This window comes from Njordella calcicola, from assembly GCF_056494125.1.
This window is the reverse complement of sequence record NZ_CM151396.1, coordinates 3,519,167-3,538,992: the sequence shown is the minus strand read 5'-3', so window position 1 is coordinate 3,538,992 and position 19,826 is coordinate 3,519,167. Positions and strand designations below refer to the sequence as shown.

General features: G+C 49.0%; 5 protein-coding genes. All 5 read right to left on the bottom strand.

Going from position 1 to position 19,826, the window contains the following annotated elements; translation table 11 throughout:
- Positions 1-91: 91 nt before the first annotated feature.
- Positions 92-1,003 (bottom strand): hypothetical protein, encoded by a 912-nt coding sequence (locus SH302x_RS13420; RefSeq protein ID WP_479369192.1) that lies wholly within the window; start codon positions 1,001-1,003, stop codon positions 92-94.
- Between the two features lie 60 nt (positions 1,004-1,063).
- The gene (locus tag SH302x_RS13415; RefSeq protein WP_479369191.1) at positions 1,064-2,296 is read right to left on the bottom strand and encodes a glycosyltransferase; all 1,233 of its coding nucleotides are present in this window, start codon (positions 2,294-2,296) and stop codon (positions 1,064-1,066) included.
- A 424-nt stretch (positions 2,297-2,720) separates the two neighbouring features.
- Positions 2,721-2,948, bottom strand: a complete 228-nt coding sequence (locus SH302x_RS13410; protein ID WP_479369190.1) for a hypothetical protein — start codon at positions 2,946-2,948, stop codon at positions 2,721-2,723.
- Between the two features lie 58 nt (positions 2,949-3,006).
- A complete protein-coding gene (locus SH302x_RS13405) occupies positions 3,007-3,516 on the bottom strand; it encodes an SMI1/KNR4 family protein (protein WP_479369189.1) in 510 nt (169 codons plus the stop codon).
- A gap of 18 nt (positions 3,517-3,534) precedes the next feature.
- On the bottom strand, positions 3,535-19,092 hold the full coding sequence (locus tag SH302x_RS13400; RefSeq protein ID WP_479369188.1) for a polymorphic toxin-type HINT domain-containing protein: 15,558 nt from the start codon (positions 19,090-19,092) through the stop codon (positions 3,535-3,537).
- Positions 19,093-19,826: the final 734 nt, after the last annotated feature.

Genomic DNA, 19,826 nt, shown 5'->3' with positions numbered 1-19,826 from the left:
GTCGTTAAATCATGTCGTCAGGTTTTGCAGGGGTGGCTCCGCTTATTCTAATAGAAAAGGAACAGTTGAGGATTTACCTGCTGCGGCTTACTCAGCCGTCTTCTTTCCTTGTTTCGAACGTTTTACGTACATAGGACTTCAGAGCAGGACTTGCTGTTGGGCCCCATTTGAGCAAACCCGTTTTGGGATCAGGAATCACATCCGACTTTGGATTGAAATTAAGCTCTCGGAAACGACGTGTCTTCTCGTTATACTGGCGATTATCGAAGTCCCCGTGCCACATATGATGCACGGGCACCGGAAGGTAGCCAACGTATCCGCAAACATCTGAGTAAATCCGCTTACCGTACTCTAACGCGATGACGTTCATGCTGGGTGACCCTGCCCGGAAAATGTGGCTATGAAAGAGGCCCAACATCGATGTAGCCATGACAGTATCGCTACTCCCATCAATGTTGCCCTCAAAAAAACGATGCTTCTCCAGCAACGACCGGTGGGCTGCCCATGCGAATCCGGGCGCAGCCTCTCTCAAATTTGTAGCTTCGCTTGGATTATGAATCGATACGCTGACTAGACTGGCAATCCGGTGGCTGTGAGTCCAAACGATGTTCGTGTCGTCCGGCCCTAAATAGTAAACGTAGTCGAACAGTTGAATTGCCGACCATGTGTCTAGAGATTCCGCAGCCATTCTTGCCCAGTTGGCATTCATAAACAATAGGTCGGCATCGATCCATGCGATCTTGGTAATCCGTTCTGGCAGCTTGTCCAACAACATGTTCAACAGTCGCTCTTTTTGCCAAATCCAATCATCTTGCGACATCTCGACATGGAAAGTTCTTGGCCCTGCTTCTACGAATGGCTGTTGTCCGTGAAGATAAGCCTCTATCGTCCACAGTTCAACATTTTGTCCGCTCAGCCCAGCGGCGAATCGTTGATAGCAGTGCTTACGACGCTCGTAGTTGCACGGATTAAAATAACAAGTGATTGCGGCAAAATCTTGCAAGTCGATACCTCTCTCAGTCTAGAAAAGCTTTGATTTTTTCATCGAAGACTGACCTAACCTTCAATCGGTCAAGATCAGCGAATTACTGCTTGCATGAGCTACAGCCCGGGAGAATTGCTCCCAAAGAACCTGTGGAGCGTTATGCTTCAGGTGGGCATACTTTGTTTGAAAGGTCCGCGCATTCGATTTTACTTGATCCTGGAATATTGAAGAGATGGCAGCAGGAAACGTTTCAGGTTGATCTGGGCTTACGCCTGCACCAAGTATCAGGTTATCTATCGTCACCGCTGTCCACCATTGCTCCGTATTCTTGGGAACTGCCAATACAGGGCATCCATGTGCCAACGCTGTAAACGTGGCTCCCAGGTTGCCGTTGGTAATCGCGAAGTCTGCATCCTGGACCGCTTGATTAAAATCCACTTCTCCGTCTTGAACGACGTTTCCAAGCTTCATTGCAAAGTCAAGCATCGAATCTGGCAAGCCGTCACTCACAATCGCCAATCCAATGGATTGCTGACGCAGCGATCGCAACAAATCTACAAGTCCCGGTACTGGTTTGAGATAGGCAATTGCTCGTTTGGAGAAGTCATTTGGCCATCGCACGCTTGGTCTTGGAGTATTATCCCACCATCCTAGATACTTCGGAGCACTTCTTGACGAAGCGTATGGGTCAAACTCTGGGACTGTGCACAGGAGCGTTGACTCTTCATCAGGAATCAATTCGCCAATACTTTCAACTGGATCATGCTGATGAAATACCATCGCAGAATTCAACATCTTCAGAACGGCTCTCTCGACTTCATGCTCGGCATCGATGGAGACAACTTCTCGACCTACAGTGAATATTGGAAGTGGTGAGGATTTCGGAATGCATTCGTACCCCACTCCGATCCTAACGACGGGAACGTTTTTGATTTTAGCTGCAATCAGCGGCAATAGACCGAAATCACAAACGACCAGATCAGGTCGAATGGTGTCAAATAGTTCGAGCCAAGCACCTAACCAAGCAGCGATCCGATCACTTCGGTTATACCCCAAGTTCCAAGCTATGGTTGCCAACGATCTAGAGTCAAATTTAGGAAATTGCTCAGATAGGCCGCCTAGTGTTGGAGACTGATATACCCGGACCGAATGACGTGGGAACCATTGGTAGATTCGAGTCAGGTCTTTAGCAGCGATCGCAACTTCATATTCATTACCTATCAAACGCGAAGCTATTTGAGAAAACCTTTGGAAGTGAGAAGAACCTGCCCCCCATTCCCAGCAGTATAGAATCTGAGTTTTTCGTTTCATGTGAAGTATGATACCAAAAACAGTGATTCCACCAACAAGTTGCCCCAATGATTAGAGCAAAGCCAGCGAACGATGCCACGGTTTGGCTAAGCCATATTTTTTCCATCAGCGTTTGAGTAGCTTGCTGAAATATTATTCACGTACAGCAGCTCGATCGATTTGGCTGTGTGTAGGCCAAGGTCCCATCGCAACACGAAGCAATCATCATCCAGAACAAACCGATGCACCACAACGGTTCGACTAAAAAATCAGTTTAGGTGTACTGGTTCTTACTGAAAAATACTATTTGCACAGAGACTCCCTTTTCGCGTGACATCAGCATTACCGCCATTGGCGTTCGCTGATCGTTCCAACGATGGTTGCTGACCATCACTGGAAGCTGAAAGGGTCTCCCGGTTCTCGCGATTGAAGTTTCTACGCATGCTCAGGTTCTTCGACTCCGCCGAGCCATACCATCGCTTGCCAATAACGCGACGGTATGTATTGCCTTCCCACAGACACAACAGTGTCGGCACTCGGAATGCTTGATTTCGGAGCTCGATAGCTTGCCTGCGTATACCTCTGTTGTGGCTACACCCATGACGTTACCGCCATCAGCGTACAACTCGAGGCCAAAGTGATTGGCTAAATCTTCTTTGTAGGACTCTTTCATTCCCAACTCCAATCCGGTTTATCCCGGCGCTTTCTGTGTCCCCGTGGACCTTGTCAATCTACTCAGAAACGGTTTTGATCGATTCTGCGAGCCAATCGTTTAGGCTGATTTTCTGGGGCGATATCATCCCAAAATTACTCCAGTCGTTCGAGAGGATGTTGCTCAACGCGAGCGTATCACTTTTTCCTGAGGCATCTAGTCCAATCACTTCTCGACTATCTCGCACAAGTCCGATTGGGATCCATTCTCCAAATACTTCTTTCAATGGCCCAGTGTTTTTCAGCTCAAAACCTCTAAGCGTCATCTCTGGATCGCGGATCTCGATCCCGCTTTGCTTGTATCGTTCCGGCGTTACAAACAACATGCAACTACCGAAGTGCAATAGCAACCTCTTGTATGCCTGTGGCAAGTCGAAGCAAAATCGCTTTTCAATGTCAACCAATCCTGCTTCGGTAAATGTTCGAGTTGACCAAAAGCTGCGTTTCGAGCCGTTTGGCATGTCAATTGGCTTCCCTTGGGAGAGTTCAAGCCACTTTGAGATTTGAAAAAGTGCATCAGTATTGGACATTGTGATTATCTTGTAGACTCATGGGACTGGGATCGTCTTAACAAATGGCTTGTTTCCTTTTCGCTGGATTGTTCCCTTCAGGACCAACTCTGTGAATCCTTGAGATTTGGCTTGTTGGATCAGTTCGCTAATAATCGGGCTCAGCCCACCAGGGCCAACTCCAGGAGCAGGGACAGCGCCTAAGAACTCTTCGACAGAGCCATAAGGATGAAGAGTTATCGAATTCAACTCAAGCGTCTTACCAGAATTTGTGATACGCACATTTGCGGTAGTAACATGGCGATTTCCGCCAGGGAATATTTCAAGTTCAACACGGTTTGCAGTTCTGAAGTCAATGTGGGGCAATATCCCCTTTGATGCCTGTTTGATAATCAATTCATCGAGATGTCGCAAGTGTTCAGCGATATTATTATCTGGAACATTGAGTTCTTTTGACCTAGCGACCAAGTGCTTTCTTGCGGCGTCAACTGCGGCCGAAAAGTCTTCGGGTTTCTTCCAAGCAGCTATAAAAATTTGCTCTGCCTCTCTGCATGGCAAACCAACATTGTGAACCCAAACGCCAGATTCACCCACAAAGTATGTATGATCATCAGCAACTGAGAAGTTGTAGGTGGTAAAGTTTTCACCTTCTTCAGACTCCTGGATCTCGATCGATTCAATCTGAGCCGCTAGGTGATCTACTAACTCCAAGGAATCGCCAACTTCAAGTTCTTTAGCGGCAACGAATTTGCCACGATTGGACACGTAGAATGGGTGCTCACCGGTGCACGTCAGTGACTCAACAGCCGCTGAGTTTCGGTATCGAATCGTATACAGCTTGGTCGGATTCGTGATAAACAGCTTGGTTACAGCTTTGAACCGATTCTCAGAGCTTGGTTCGTACTCATCCCTGCTCAGTACTTCATCACCGATGGCGACATCTTCAATGTTCTTCAATCCGAAGCGAGTATGAACCTTCGTGCCAGCGACAAAACATAATCGATAATTGAATCCCATGAACTGGACCGCACGAGACAGTGTAAGGACTGCGGTATCCAAAGCTCCATACAACTGATTGACTGCGGGAAGTCCCAACACCTTTTCAAGTCGAGCGGCCAGTTTTGCCCGAATTGCACCAGTTGCGCCTTGCTTTAACGCGTATACGAGAGCTGCGTCTGAAACGACTTCCCATAGAATTGCGCCCGCGATACGACCTGATAAACCAGCTACCTTCTCTGCGGGCAAATTCTTGAACTGCTCATACTTCTCTACCACCTCGAGGACTAACTTCATTGAAACGCCGCTAAGCGTGTCCAACAGAAATTGAGTTTCATCCGAAATGCCCCTTTGCCAGAAGCTAATCGAATTTTGGACTAACATGCTATCCATATCACCGCGTAGCAGTGCCCTGTAGCCACGTAAATCGTCGTACTCTAAAAGTTCTTTAAGACGATTCAAATCACGGAGAACGATTTCAAGGCTACGGGATATATTGGCAATGCTTTCTCGATTCTCCTCGATAAAGCTCGAAACAGCTTTGCCCGTTTCCAAACCCATTCTGGCCATCTCTTGTGATGCAGCAAGTGGATTCAGGTATTTGACCACTGTCATACTTCCTGAAACAACACCTTTTCCTATCGCATAAATGTTTGTCGCGTCTCCAACTATCCCATCGACAAAAAAGCCATATGCGGTGTTTTTCAAAAAGGTGGTAGTTAAACCGATCGAAGTAGTTTGCTGAGCGTCCGCCAGAGGATTTGGATTCCCCAATACGATATTTGATCTCTGATTTAATTTGGTCTTGTCTATAACGATAATTGCTATGTCCAACGACGTTTTATGATTCGGAACTTGAACCGTAAGTCCTCGGGCAGACAGAGGCAAAGATTCTGGCATGGGCTCGGCGTCGGATATGTTGGACGAAGAATTTCCACTCAATGAGTCAGTCGAATCAAGCACCGTGGAATGATCAACTGGATTGATGATTGGTCTATCGTTCACCGGTGCGCGCGAAATGCTTCCCAACAGGCTGAATAGCTCGCCAAATCGAGAAGACATGAATGACAGAATCTTGCCTATCTCTCGTGCACTACTGTTAAATCCGTTGGTGATCGGCACTAAGCTCAAGTTACCAGCATCGGACGCTTGGTTCGGAATACTGGGGTCAGTCAACTCGAACAACTCATAATCCATGTAGTAGCCAGCATGGATGTCGTAGTTCCACTGGATGTTGTCAGCGGCTGCTTTCAAGTCGAAGAAACCGCTGGGTAGAGCTAGCTCGGTAAGCTGAGCAAGGGATACATCCGATGGGGCTGGGGAGTTGATGCCATAGTCCCAGATGCCCGTGTTGTAATAGCCATAACCGTACAAGAGATTGTTGTAGTACAAGCCGTTTCCGAAATGCCCCCACGCTCCCCAGTTCCAAGACAAGTACATGGTAGAGGCCGTCGGATTGGGTAACGCGGAGATCTGCGAATGGAAATCCGCTAGCGAAGCGTTCGTCACCGTGTAGACCGAAGCAATACCCGATGGATCGGTGACATAAGGCAAATCGGACTTGTAGCTACCATGCGAGACCTGCTGGTCGATGAGTTGCGCTTGGGCATGAACCGAATTGTGGGTAGCCTGAGCTAGCGACGAGTTGTGGCTAGCAGAGCTATTGACGTGCGAAATCTTTGAAGCGGCATCTTCATTGGTATGTAAGATTTCCCAAGCGGCGTGGGAGATTGCCTTGTCGATGTCATGTGTCTTCCGAGCATTGCTGGTTGCCGTCACCAAGTCCGCTTGGGCCTCGTACTGCAGAGCATCGTACAGCGCCCACGGTGAAGGTGAGGACGAATGAAGGCTGGCTGCTGCGGTTGCGAAACTATCCGCTTCGTATTGCTTGAAGAAAGCGTCGATGGTGGCCCAGTCGGTGATCGACTGCGCATAAGCGTTGGATTCAGCATTCCAGTAGGTTTGCTCGGCCGTGGTCTTGTAGTTGGCTAACGCAGCTTCAGCAGAGATACGATTGAGAGTTGCAGACCGGTTGGTGGTCCCATCAGAGCGTAGGCGAGTGGACTGCTGTGTCCCTTCAGCCTGATACCAAGCACTCTCAGCCGCATTCGTTGCGTCTTTCAGGTCGTTTGCGGCCGTTTGAAGGCTGGCGGTTCGTTGGGAAGAATTCTTATTGTCGACATAGGTCTTTTCAGCCGCAGCGACTGCTTTGTCGTGAGCATTCTGGGCGGCGGCAATCGCGTCTGCGTAGATCTTGCCAGGATTGCCCAAGCTTTGAAAGTAGCTGTCCGTCGACGCTGCTAGATCAAACGTCTGCGTGTAGGCACCATTGGCGATTGCAATGGAGTATTGTTCTTGACGATTGGCGATCTCATGTTCGCGAGCTACATAGGCGACCATCAAGGTGTTGGTATAGGCCGTTTCGGCTGCGTTACGATAATTTGCCAACGAGATGTATTCACTTGATGCTGATAGCCACCAAGTTTTCCGTGCTTGAGCGGCCTGCACCAGATACTGAGACCAAGGAAGGTTCAGATCATCATGGATAGATTGATGAGCGGCGACACGGGCATTCTCCTGTGCGTTCCAGAAAGTAACATCGGCAGTGGCCAGCGAGGATCGCTGGCTATTGCGTGCGATGGTCTCATTAACCCAAAAAGTGCTTTCCGCGTTGGCGATGTTTGTATCACGAGACTTGGCAGAAGCGGCCACCGCGACTGCTTGAGATTTGATGGCTAAAGCGAGTTCTTGTTGATACGTTCTATTGGCCGTCGCGTTGGCCAACGTGTAAGCCACACGGTTGGTAGACTCAGCCTCTTCCCAAGCCTTACGTGCATCCGCGACGGCTACGGTACGATCGTGAGCGCCTTCAGCAAGCCCGTTGTCACGATCCTTTACCTTCTGCTGCAGCGTGGAGGAACTGGTTTCGCCATAGGTTCCTAACTGGTACGCCAACTGGATCTCGGCGTGTTTAACGGCGTTCGCTTTCTCGGCTCCCGAAGTACCAATTTCGTAAGCCTTCTTGTTCTCGGCCGCATTTAACCGACGATCATTTTCGCTGACCAGCAGCGCAGTACCGCGATTGGTTTCTTTCGTAGAAGTTGTAGTTGCCAAGTCTCTGGCTTGATCGGCCGCAACTTTTTGATGAGTTTCGATTTGCAATGCCGTGGCGTTGTTGCGGACCTGCCGCGCAAGCTCTACATTGTAGGCCAACCAGCCATCGGCTGTCGCCTTTTGGGTGGCGTAAACGACGTAAGCAGTGCTTATATCATCAAGCCAATCCGCCTTGGAAGAATAATAGGCCGTATCAAAGCTAGTGTTGGCGTTGGAAAGACTAATCAACGCTTGCTGTTTGTGATAAAGAATCTCGGCGGTCGCGACGAGACCGGCACGGTTAACCAAAGCGGTTTGTTCGAGATTGACCCGATTGACCATTGCGGCTGATTCACCGACCACTTGCAATCGATTGGCAGATGCCAAATCATAAGTCAGTTGGTGATCAGCATTAGCCGTTTGCGTTGCAAGTTGATTCTTTGCAGCAACATAAGTCGTATTATGGGCAACTTCTGCAATGTTCACGTTGCTCGCATAAGTAACATCCAACGTTCCACGTTGGGTTGCCAGGGCGATCAAGGCATCACCAATGGTTTCCGCGCGTGTCTTCTGAGCGTCTCCTACATCTTGGATAAATTCAAGATGTTTCGCTTTGGAGCTGGTATCGTAAGAACTTTTGGCGGCAGATAGGTCAGCGTTCAGTTCGTTCCAATCGGATTGTGTGGCGCTCGTCGTTGTCCCCTGATAGATGCCGTAGCCGAGATAGCTGGAACCCCAGATACCCGACCAATTGTAGATACCGTGGAATGAGCCGGAGCTGTAAGCGCCATAGGCGTATCCAAGCCCTGGAAAGCCGTGGTAGTAATAGTTGTAGTAATAACTGAATCCACCGGCCCATGCACCAACATATCCCAACCCTAGTAAACCAGGAGTATAATCGCTCCAGCCATCTGTCGATTCTAAATAGAACTCCTTCCATGCGTCGCCAATCGCATTGGCATAGACGGTGGTCACTTCCACCATTTCATCGAGCAGTTCGTTACGAGCGTGGATGGCTTCGAGGCTGTAGTCCAGATTGGCATCGAGACTCGTTTTAGTCGCGGCTAGTTGGGCTTTGGAACTATCGCGATCAAAGTGAGCTGACGCAGTAGATCGAGCAATGGCGAGCTCAGCTTGAGCATTTTCTGTAGTGTTGACATACTGAGTTGTCTGGTTGTTGACCCATTGGGTATGACTGAGAGTTGCTGCATTGACAGTATCCAAGCGTTGCAGTCCGGCCGCGGTGATAGCGCCTTCATACTGTGCGCGGACTACTCGGACAGCATTAGCCCAAATCGAATCAGCGTTCGCAACGGCAGACTGAATAGTCGCGAGTTGGGAACCTATAACTGTTGACGAACTTTGCTTTACAAGTGCATGTTGCTGGTAGAGTTTAGACGTGTAGGCTCCGCGAGCATCGATCTGGCCTTCGCGTCTGGCGGCATCTGCCAGATACGTATTACGAGAGAGCAGATTCCCGGCTACTTTGGAGTCGATGTTGAATGCAGCATTTTCGGCGGCGATCGCCTTCCGATAAGTAGCACCATTATTCGCATAAGCGGTGGAAATTCCAATTTCCGCAACAGCCAACGCGTCCGCCAGTGTGTCACCCGCCTGCTTGGCACTCAAGTTCAATGCTTTTTGTGCGGCGACATCGTTTTCAACGAAGTCAACTTCAAGTTGAAGTTTCTCGGACGCTCGCTCGGCATTCTTGATGAGAGAATTGCTGTGAGAGACCTTCAATGCGGATGCTCGTACTTCGCGTAATACATCCCAAGCTTCATGAGCAGCCGTGTTGAACTGTTGCCTCGCTTCGTCGACCTTGTCATCTCGAGTTGTCAGTGCGGCGCTAAGCCGAGATGTGTACTCGCTGCTAGAGATGTCGCCTTTGTAGAAAGCTTGCCGGGCATTGTCGATTGCCGCACTATATGTGGCATTTGCACCAATTACCTTATCTTGGTAAATTCTGGTTGCTTCCAGTACGGCAAGCTGATGCTCATGCTCGCCGTCCGCCGACGAGTTGAACTGTTGCAGTTCGTGATCGCTGTCTGCTTGGCGGTACTCTGCATTGCCATCGACCTTGTCGTGTGCTAGGAACAGCCTGTTAATCGCCAGCTCGATTGCATATCCTTCTTTGGCAGAATGCAACGATTCTGCGTACAGATTTCGAGCCTCTGCAATGCTTTCGACATTTGACTTCTCTGCAGTAGCGGTCTCCACTCTTCTAAGCCGCTGAGCCTCAGCTTCGATGCCGGTTTTCACTCTCTGACGCGCTGCCATGGATTGAGAATGCTCTACTTCCGCAGCACCGATACTTGTCGCCCAGATTTGTTCTTTGTTCGCTGTTTGCACGTGCATTTGCGACCAAGGCGTGTTTAGGCTGGAATCCCAACTGGCAATAGCGGCCTTATAGCCACCAGCTTCTAGTGTTCGATAGTCTCTAAGGGCTTCGGCTACTTCAATCGTCTTGGCTTCTAATAACTCCGCTTCATCAGTTGTGTAGATCTTATCCAAGGGCGCGGTCGTGATGACGAAATTGTACTCAGCTTGAGCGATTTGCTTTGACAGATTTCCTGCAAGCGTTACTCTGTCCTTCGCTAGATCATTGTCAGTCGCGAGAACGCTGAATTGATATGCAAACTGAGCAGATGCAATATTCTTCTCTTTGCCATCGGCCGTCTCACCGATCGATACATTAAAATCGCTCCACTGCGCCCGAACTTCTTTAGTCCAGGTGAGATTGTTACCTACGGTTTCTGTTTGGAATGTGAAACTCGCTGCATTAATTGCCAAATCACGAGTTTTCGTAATATTCGCGAGTTCGTCTGGGGAGAGGTATACCCGCGCTGAGCCTTCATGCCCATAACTGCCACCGTATTCATCGCTGGTGCATGACGAACCGGTGAACTCGATGTGTTCATCAGCCATTGCCATGGCGTAGTCGTGCATTGCATCAGATATCTCATCCCTATAATTGTAGAGGTCTTCCGTCTGAGCCATGTCGCGGTCGTACTTGGAATCAGCTAAATAATCGCGTAATTCCTTGCGATAATCTGCAGTGTCTTCAGCGGCATTAAAACTGCTCACTGAAGCAGCTTCCCAAAAACTGCCTCGTTCGTCCGCACGACTCTCAGCAGCAGAATAAACTTTTCCAGCGATTTGCGTATCGTGGGTCCAAACTGCCTGGGCGACTGCTTCCGATTCTAGTTTTTGAGCCGCAGATGTAGCTTGTTTGTAAACAATGTATTTTTGACTGAGATTGATTGTGTACTGGAGTTCGCTATGAGCTACCGCCAATTGATAAGCAGTCCACAGCGATTGACTTGTTCCGTTCCAACTGCTCAATGCGTTGACTTTCGCCTGGGCTAATGTGACCCATAATTGTCCGCGTGCCGTTTCAATCGCATCGAACTCTGCCTTAGCATGCGTAGCATACGCTTCGTCTCGTTTCTTAACCGCATCTGCCGTTTCCACAGCCAGATCTTTGGCCGCGGTCGCCTTGGCCTTTTCCAAAGCAATCGTTGCATCAATCTTGATCTGCCTAGCTTCTTTGTCGTATTGGGCCTGAAGTTTGTCGAGTACGACCGTGGCGCCGCTTACTTCTTTCGCCCGGTCGCGCTCTGCCGCGGCGACTATTTCGTTGTATGTTCGAACCGCCTGGCCTACAACCTCATCATATTGATGGCGAAACTCTGACTGCGATTTTGCCAGCGTCTTCTTAATCTCGTAGAGCGCAGTTTCGCGCGTAATCATGGCGCTGTGCGCACCTTCGCAGCCTGGGTAGGGATCCATCGCGTCCCAGTACGTTTGGTAGGCAGCAGCTTGTGCGTCGTATGCAGTTTTACTCGCGGCACTTTGCCGACTCGCAAGCGACTGCTGAGCCGATCGCATTAGATCAGAAAGGGCCTTATTCGCCGACTTGGCTATCTCGGAATACTTATCGTTTGCAGCTTGGATTGCCTTGTTATAAGTATCACGATGGACAGCCATGTCTGTTTCAGGACGAACAGCGATTGCAAGGTTGTATTCGTCCTGTGCATCTTTTAATGCATTCTTGTGTTTTGTGTTCGCATCCTTGACTTCCTGCTCATAAAGCTGGAAACTCAGTTTTTCTTGAGCCCTGCGTTGATCCCCCTGCTTCTTTACCTCAACATCGAAGCTGCTCTGTGCATTCTCTACAACAGTACGATAAATCTGGTTATTAAAGTCATAGTTCTGTTGAGAGTAATTGGGTAAATCTCGGGGTGGCGTCGGCAAGAAGTCGTCATCGGGAACTTGAAGCCTTCCCAGGTTAGGTGTACCGTCGATTTTCAGCGGAGTGAAGGAATAACTTGTGGTATCGCCGTTGTAGTTCCCAAGCGCTGCTTGATAGGCGGCTGCCGCCGCTGCAACGCCTGTCGAATATTGTGAGTATGCCGCTGATAACTCAGCTTGATATACAGCGTCTGCGGCGTCCATTTGATTTTGCCGAGCAAGAGCGGCAACGCTCGTGTTCGTTTCATAAACACTGTTGGCCGCTTGTCGCTCCGCCTTGAGTTGCGCATCCGCGGCACTAATATCTCCAGAGTTGTCCAGCCCATTAAGCGCATCCAATAGGTTTTGAGCGTCCTCGCTATCTGGATCGCTATGGTAGACAAAATCAAAGCTGGACCATTCAGAGATTAGCTGATTATTGGATGTCTTTGTCCGGAGCTGTACGTTGACCCACCCTTGGTCTAGTTGCGGAGGAGTCAGGGTAAACTGGCTGCCCCAAACTTGAAGAGTCTTTTCAGGGACACCGTCCGCGTTGAAATCGAACTCAACAATGTTCAGGACCGATGCAATTCCGCCTACGATGTCCCCCGAGATTCTGGGGTCGCTAGTACTGCGATCTGTACTGGAAGCCCCATTATCGTTGGTCAGCCGAATATTTGACAAGCGATAGGAATTCGAGGCGCTGGCCGCAAGTGTAAATGTGAGCGACTCCCAGTCACTGCGAACGATCTGGCCGGCAGCGGTGTAGCTCTTTGTTCTAGCGTTGATTGTCACCGCGCCTGTAGCGAGATTAGTTGGCGAATAAACCCAACTTAAATCGGATTGAGCAACGGTTTGACCTTCCACCGTGTTCAAATCGCCATCGGTATCGAACTCGATCGTAATCGGACCATTGGTACTTGTTTGGTTGATCGTGCCCTTAACCCGAGAGTCGGTTGTGATACCGTCATTGGGAGTATCGGTATCAATAACCAACACGATGGAATCAACAGTAGGAGCTTGTGCCACTCCACTGTACGAGAACTGAAATGCCTGCCAGCTTCCCGCTAAGCTTTGCCCTGATTGGCCTACCAAACCGGTGGCACGCAAGTGAACCGTTTTCTCACCTGGAGTCAGCCCTGGTAAATCGATTGTGAATCGTCCATTGCTATCCGTGGTAGCAACAATATTGGGAGTTTGATCGTCATTGAGGTCCACCTCGATTGGTAACCCCCTCACACTATGCTGGAACGTAACTCGACCTGAAAGTCTGGGCTGCCCGGTAGGACTTAAAGGCGAAAACGTTACATCTAGGATCTTAGGTGCAGCGTCGGACTGGTTAACATGGGTGAATTGCAGGAGCGACCAACTGCCGACCACTTCGGAATTGGAATCGGGATCGAATTCTACAGCGCGGAACGAAACAGTGCGGTTAACCGGAGTGGAGGTGGCGACATACGCAGGCGTATACGTAAACTCGCCATGCTCGTTCGTGTAGATGCTGGCATCTACGTCCCCATCGTTGTCTTCGTCGACTTGAATGAGCACTCGTTTCACGTTGGTATCGTCGGTGATGTTACCAACGATGGTCGCATTTTCGGTGATACTATCGCCATCGACGTCCGAATCGCTAAGCAACTTTAGATTTGCAATCGCAGGCGGCGTTGCGTTGGACGCCACCAGAGTGATATCGATCGCTTTCCATGCACCAATCAACAGTCCGCTGGTATTATAGTCATATCCAATCGCTCGAACGCGGATGACGTGGGTGCCGGTAAATAATCCGATCGGCGTATAACGGAAGGTACCATCGGACCGAACAATAGATTCATCGACGATGTTGCCGTTGATTTCAATCTGAAACTTTTGAACAAGGCCATTGCCGGCAACTTCGGCCACCAAAGTAGGATTTGTTGTGACTCGATCCGTTTGACTCGAACCATTATCAAAAGCCAGTCGCAGATTTTTTACATCCAACGTCCCTGGCAAAGGATTAGTAAGCGTAAACTGAAGGTTAGACCATGACCCAGCCTCTAGGACTTGAGTGTATGGATTGCGACGAACGACTCGTGACGAAAGCGTGTTTTGTCCAAGCGGCAACCCGGTAGGACGATAATAAAATCGAGAATCCGACTGTAGCAATGCAAAGTCGTCAGATTGGAGATCGCCATTGAGATCGATTTCGACGAATACATCGTCCGAGTTCACATGGGATGCTGTGCCAACAATCGTAGAGATGGACGTAATCTTATCGGTGTTCGAATTACCGTCATCGACTAAAAGTTCCAAACCGACTTCGGGCAACGCAAGCGGTTGGTAGGTAAATGCGAAAGTAGTCCACAGTCCGACAACGTCTAATCCAAACAAGGGATCGAAGACTTTGGATCGGGCTCGAATCGTGTTACTTCCAGCAGCAGCACTAGTAAATAGGTATCTAAAGCCCGAACCTAGGCTTCCGTCAATTTCAACGTCCGCAGTTCCGTCGTTATCCAGATCCAACTCGACACTCAAGAACTCTATCTGCTGATTTGGACCACCAAATTCACCGTAGATTCCAGGATCTGAAGTGTTCTTGTCGGTTGCACTTGCACCAGTGTCGTTCTGTAATGCGACTTTTGTGATAACCGGTGGAGAAATAGGTCGAAAGTCGAACGTGTGATTTCGCCACGGACCATACAAATACATTCCATAATCTTCGTTCCACTGGAGCGCTCGAAATCTTAATGTTACATTGCCTACACTCAGATTGTTTGGTCTGTAAGTGAATGTGAGATCGCTGGTAACGGTGATCTCGTCATCTGGCACACCGTCCGAATCAAAATCGATCTGCACAGGGATGGATGGCAAGGTAATCGGTTCGCCATCTTGCGAAATGTGATTCGCTCCGACATGAACTGTTCCCGTTAGCGAAAGCCCCAAAGGCTCATAGTCGAATTCATTTTCGAAAGCTCTCTTGATATGGTGCGTCAGGGAACTGATCGAATAAGTCGTCGCGGGTGGGTGACGTAACGTGAATGTAAAGGACTCCCAGGGGTGTGTCGTCTCGGTTTGTCCTAGTTCGACAATGCGAAAATCAATCGTGACCGCCTGCTCGTAACCTGTAAAATTGGTTAGCGTGGGATTGCCATTTCGGGGATCCCATTCGAAAGCGTCGCCTGAATTCTCAAGGACTACGCTCCCTTGAGGTGTGGTTTCGCCATCGATTTTGAATTCCACTCGAATGTTCGACTGGCCAAAATCCCCGATAACTCGGCCCCGTATGGTTGGATTGGCTGTCTTGAGATCGTCTGGAATATCAGTGTCGTACTTCAATCCTACACCATGGAAAGCAACTGGCACTGTATCAAAGTTGGGGACGACGCTGTAGCTGAACACACGCCATTGCGAAACTTCTAATTGAACCGCATTGGGTCCCATGAGTTTGCTTCGATAGTAGATCGAAACATCGCTTTGAGTGGTACCAAGGTCGGGATCTACCGAGGTTGGATCAAAAATGAACGTCGAAGGAGTTGCTGTGACATTCACAGACTCATCTACATCGAAGTTCTCGTTCAAGGCAAATTCGACGACGATGTATTCTCCGGTCGCCAAGTCGACGCTAAAGTCTCCAGTTAATCTCTGATCGTAAGTTATCCGATCGGTACTGGAAATGCCGGTATCGTTCAACAAACGCATGTTCCCAACAATCGGTGCGACGTGCAATGCATCGTTGTCAAGAATCGCAACTAGGCCAGTCCTCGAGGCGTCAATGGTGTAAAGCCCACTTCCGCTTGCAAGAATCGCGAACTCAATAAACTCAGTCGACTCAACAGCGTCATCATCGACTGGGATTATCTGTAAAGCGATCTTCTGCTGGCCATCGATGGGGGTACTACTGATGGGGAAGGTGATGCTGCCAACATTGGTCGTCGGATTAAATGACGCACCTTCAATTGTAAAATCCTCCGCATAAACGGCTCCTGGTTTTAGTATGACCTGAAAATCTATCGTTAAGGAGCTGTTGGTCGCCCCAGTGCGGCTAAAGACAACACTTCCCACGTTTCCGGCTTCGCTGGCGTTGGTAGCGGAATCGATGCCAATGAACGGAACAGTGCTGGAAGGCGATTTAAAGTGAAACGAAAAATTGGCATTTTCCTGTGAAATATCCACTCCACCGTTGGATGTTCCTCCATCATCGATCACTCGAAAGGAAAAAGCGCCCTTACCAATGCCAGCAGTTGCATTGGTATTGGGAATAAAAACAAGGTCTCCGAGATCAGAAACAGGTATGACTGCATTTTGGGCCAGAGTCTGTCCATTTAATCGCAGTTCGCCATCAAAGCTTGACGGCAAAATCGTGACTGTAATGGCTGAGAGTTGATTCGCTGGATTGTCGTGAATGTCGGTCAGTTGAAAGTCATTGGGACCAAAGGTGTAGTTCGTATTCAAAACAAGTTCGACTTGCTTAGTAACCCCGGCGGGAGCATCATTAACTCCCTCGATATCAATGACGAGGGTATTTTCAGTTGAGCTCTGATTCCGGTAGCCAGGGGAATCATTAAAACTCCCACGTACTCGAAATCGGATCTCTCCAAGCGACAATCCAGCCCTATTTGGTGCGGAAGCAAATCTGAGATTAGGAATCTGGCTGACAGCAATCACTTGGTTCAGAACCACAGCCTGAGCGCCAAGATACAGCACCCCCGCAACTGGCATAGGCAAAGAAGTAATGACAATTGCCGAAAGCTCACTTGAGGGAGCCGCCGCAGCAGGAATAAACCCAAAATCTTCAGAAGTGAAAGTGAAATCGCCGTCTTCGATGACAGCAATCAAACCGTTGGTCCCACTAGGTTCGTCGGAGGCAAGGATTACAAGTCCGGCGACTTGCGAGTTCACACTGAATGCTGAATTAGCCAAGTGAGAAACGGCCAAGAGTTGACCCGCAGATCCTTGCGTTTGATCCCAAGCGAAAAAGGAAATAGAGGCCGAGGCAGCTCCGAGAACGCCTGGCACAAACCGAACTCTGTCAGTGCTTCTCAGTAGACGCGCACTTGATTGCGAGACTGCTCCAAGACTTCTCCAAAGGTTTTCCCCTGCAAGTGAATACTGCCAACTCCCGCCAGATGTCGAACTTTTAAGGAAGATCGCAATCCCTTTGCCGTCGGTGGTATCAACGTCGATAATCAAGTCGCCGTTGGCGTCAGCAATCAATTCAGAAACCAGATTGCCACCATTGGTAGTTTCATTGTCGTAGATGCCTGTAAAATTAACACTGCCACTGTTGTCCAGAACGGGCGAATCATTTACAGAAGCAATATTAAAAGCAAACTGGTAGGTCTCGCTCAAAACATCTCCAGGCAATTCTGTGTTCCCATCATCCATAACACGAAACTCAATCGTCCCTAAGTTCTGTCCATGAAGATTTTCTTTTGGGACGAAGCTTAAACTTGAGATGCTCTCGGGAGTTATGAGTTGGTCCAGGACTACCGCTTGACCGTTTAGCTTCAGGACGCCGTCGCCAGCAGGTGGCAGTCCGACAATCTTTATTCCTGCCAGGCTATGCGGAAAAACATCGTTTGGATCGGAGAACGGGAAATCGGAAAGCTTGAACAGATAGGTTTGGTCTTCCAAGATGCTTCGGGTAGCGTTTGCTCCTACAGGCGCATCATTAACTGGAGTGACAGTTAGTGTAAAACTTGAAGAGCTCTGGGCTATGCCATCGGAGACGACGATGGTGATTACCGTTTGTCCAAATTGGTTTGGTTTTGGGGTCGCATATAGCATGCGATTAGCGCCCGTACCACTCAGAGTCAACCCGGCTTGATCAACTAGAGTAAGGTCGCTGGACGATACCGACACCGACAACTCGGAAAGCGAATTGTCTTGATCGTCAATAGTAAAGTGAAAGGTTTGCTGGCTGCTATCTTCTGCAATCACTAGGTCTGACAAAGCAGTGATAGTTGGGACCGAGTTGACATAGACATCGTCTACGATTTCGAACTCAGCAAAAGCAGTGGTGATGTTCTTGTGCTTTGCTCTTACTTGATACCGATCACCAGCCTGGAGAGTTGAAAGCGGCACCTCCGTCTGTACCAATCCATTGACTATCGTGCCGGTGGTAACGAATTGCAATGTCCCGGCCATATCGTAGACCTGGAAGGTGATAACGTCACTTTCCACAAAAGCGAGATCAGTACCAGTGAATTGGTAGTAGACTTCGGCGGTTCCGCCTGTTGCTGAGACTTCTTCGGAAAGCAAATAGACTTCGCCACCACCTTGTTTCGCTCGAACATGAACCTTGTCCTCAAGGGTTCCTTGCCATAATCCATTCACATTGACGATCACCTTGATTGCGTCATAATGCACCGTTTTGTTTGTTGGATTTACGGCCTCAAGAAAAAACGAGGTGGATTCACCGAAGGTCATTCCTAGGGCGGCTGCCGAATAAGAAACGTGCGGCGCGATGTAAAGTTCGGATGATTGGCGATTGGCATCCGCGTCAACGCGCCATAGTCGGAACAAACCGCTTGAGCTACTGGTAGAGAACGGAGCGGCAGCATATTCAAAAGTGATGTTCACTGATTCTGGAGTTGCTGCATAACTTAAATTGCTACTAAGTTGCAACACGACACGCTCAAAGGACTGGTTCTGAATTCCATTAAAGTCGTAATTGTCTGGAACACCATCTAGATCGCTGTCCCCTGCCATCACGAAGAGCGTCTTGCCAATCGTAGTATTAAGTTCGGCAAAATCGTCCAGAATCGACAGAATTCCGTCTTGATTGCTGTCAACTTTGAGATTGACGGAAGGAAAATGAAGTAGCGCAGATTTCCCTAAGACGGGATCAGGATCACCTTGCTCAGCGAAATAGCGTCGCTGAAGCAATCCATCTGGATCGGTAACAAAAAACTGGTGTCCAGAAGGTACGGGATTGCCGGTAGTCCAGCTAGGATTCGCGTATCGATCAACCCAGGCTCGATAGTCATAATCAGGATCGGGGCCACCAGTAACGGGATGTATTCGGTTTGTTGCAACGTGGGAAGCCGATATCTCATACGTCTGCCCTTTTGCAAAGTGTACCGTTTCACGAACAACCTCGCCAAAATCCGGAGCAGTAATTACGCTCGGACCAACATTCATCGACCAAATTTCGCTATTACTTACACTATGGTCGCCTATGAAGACGTACGCTTGAGCAACCATGTCAGCGGGCAGTTGTCCACCCGTCAAGTCAATCGCCATCAAGTGCCGTGCTTCCAATGATTCAACAAGCAACTGTCTAGCTTTCCGCGTCATATCTTGCTTCGAAGGTAAAGATTTGCGCGTTCGGAATAAGAAAGAACGGGAGAACTCCACGTATGCACCAGCCTATATGAAGAGAGAAAGGATGAGACGAAGCAACGTGAAAGCACCTAGGGAAGTCGGTCGCCTTCTTATGCACATATCTAATTTTTGGGGAAGTGCACACCGGTGTCAATCACCCATAAAAATTTCGCATCTTCGGATGGTCCAACCATAGCGTTTCGCAATGCTACGGTTGGCTCATGAACCCGAGCTGACATATGTCTTTGTAAGCCGCTGCCTGCATATTCCCTTCACCAAAACAGCGTCCGTGCTTCTGCGCGCTGTTATCCGCTTTGGTTGTTTGGCGCATGAGTATGAACGCAGTTGGCGAATCGAGAAGTGCCTGACGCGAACACCGTCCGATTGGAAAGATTTCTCGACTAAACCAACTACTGCGAGCCTCGACGATGACTTTTGAAATGCTTTGATGCTACGTGCCGGTTCTGACGCACGAATCTTCGACACCCTTGATTGCGGAAGAGTTTCGGCTTCTCGAACCCATCAATCTTCTCAGTAGCAGAACGATCCGCAGATGCGTGTTCGTTCGTAAAGGCTTGTAGGTCTTTATAGCCAATCACAGAGGACAATACGCGTCGCAACATTTTGGATTCTCGGTAAGACGCCGAAACTAAACCTGTAAGCAGATGTCCTCAAACTTTTGCATAGAAGTTGACGCTACAAAATCA

What these genes read in the sequence shown, in the direction of transcription:
- SH302x_RS13415 (WP_479369191.1), bottom strand. Translation starts at nt 2,296, where the DNA reads ATGAAACGAAAAACTCAGATTCTATACTGCTGGGAATGGGGGGCAGGT.
- SH302x_RS13410 (WP_479369190.1), bottom strand. Translation starts at nt 2,948, where the DNA reads ATGAAAGAGTCCTACAAAGAAGATTTAGCCAATCACTTTGGCCTCGAG.
- SH302x_RS13405 (WP_479369189.1), bottom strand. Translation starts at nt 3,516, where the DNA reads ATGTCCAATACTGATGCACTTTTTCAAATCTCAAAGTGGCTTGAACTC.
- SH302x_RS13400 (WP_479369188.1), bottom strand. Translation starts at nt 19,092, where the DNA reads ATGACGCGGAAAGCTAGACAGTTGCTTGTTGAATCATTGGAAGCACGG.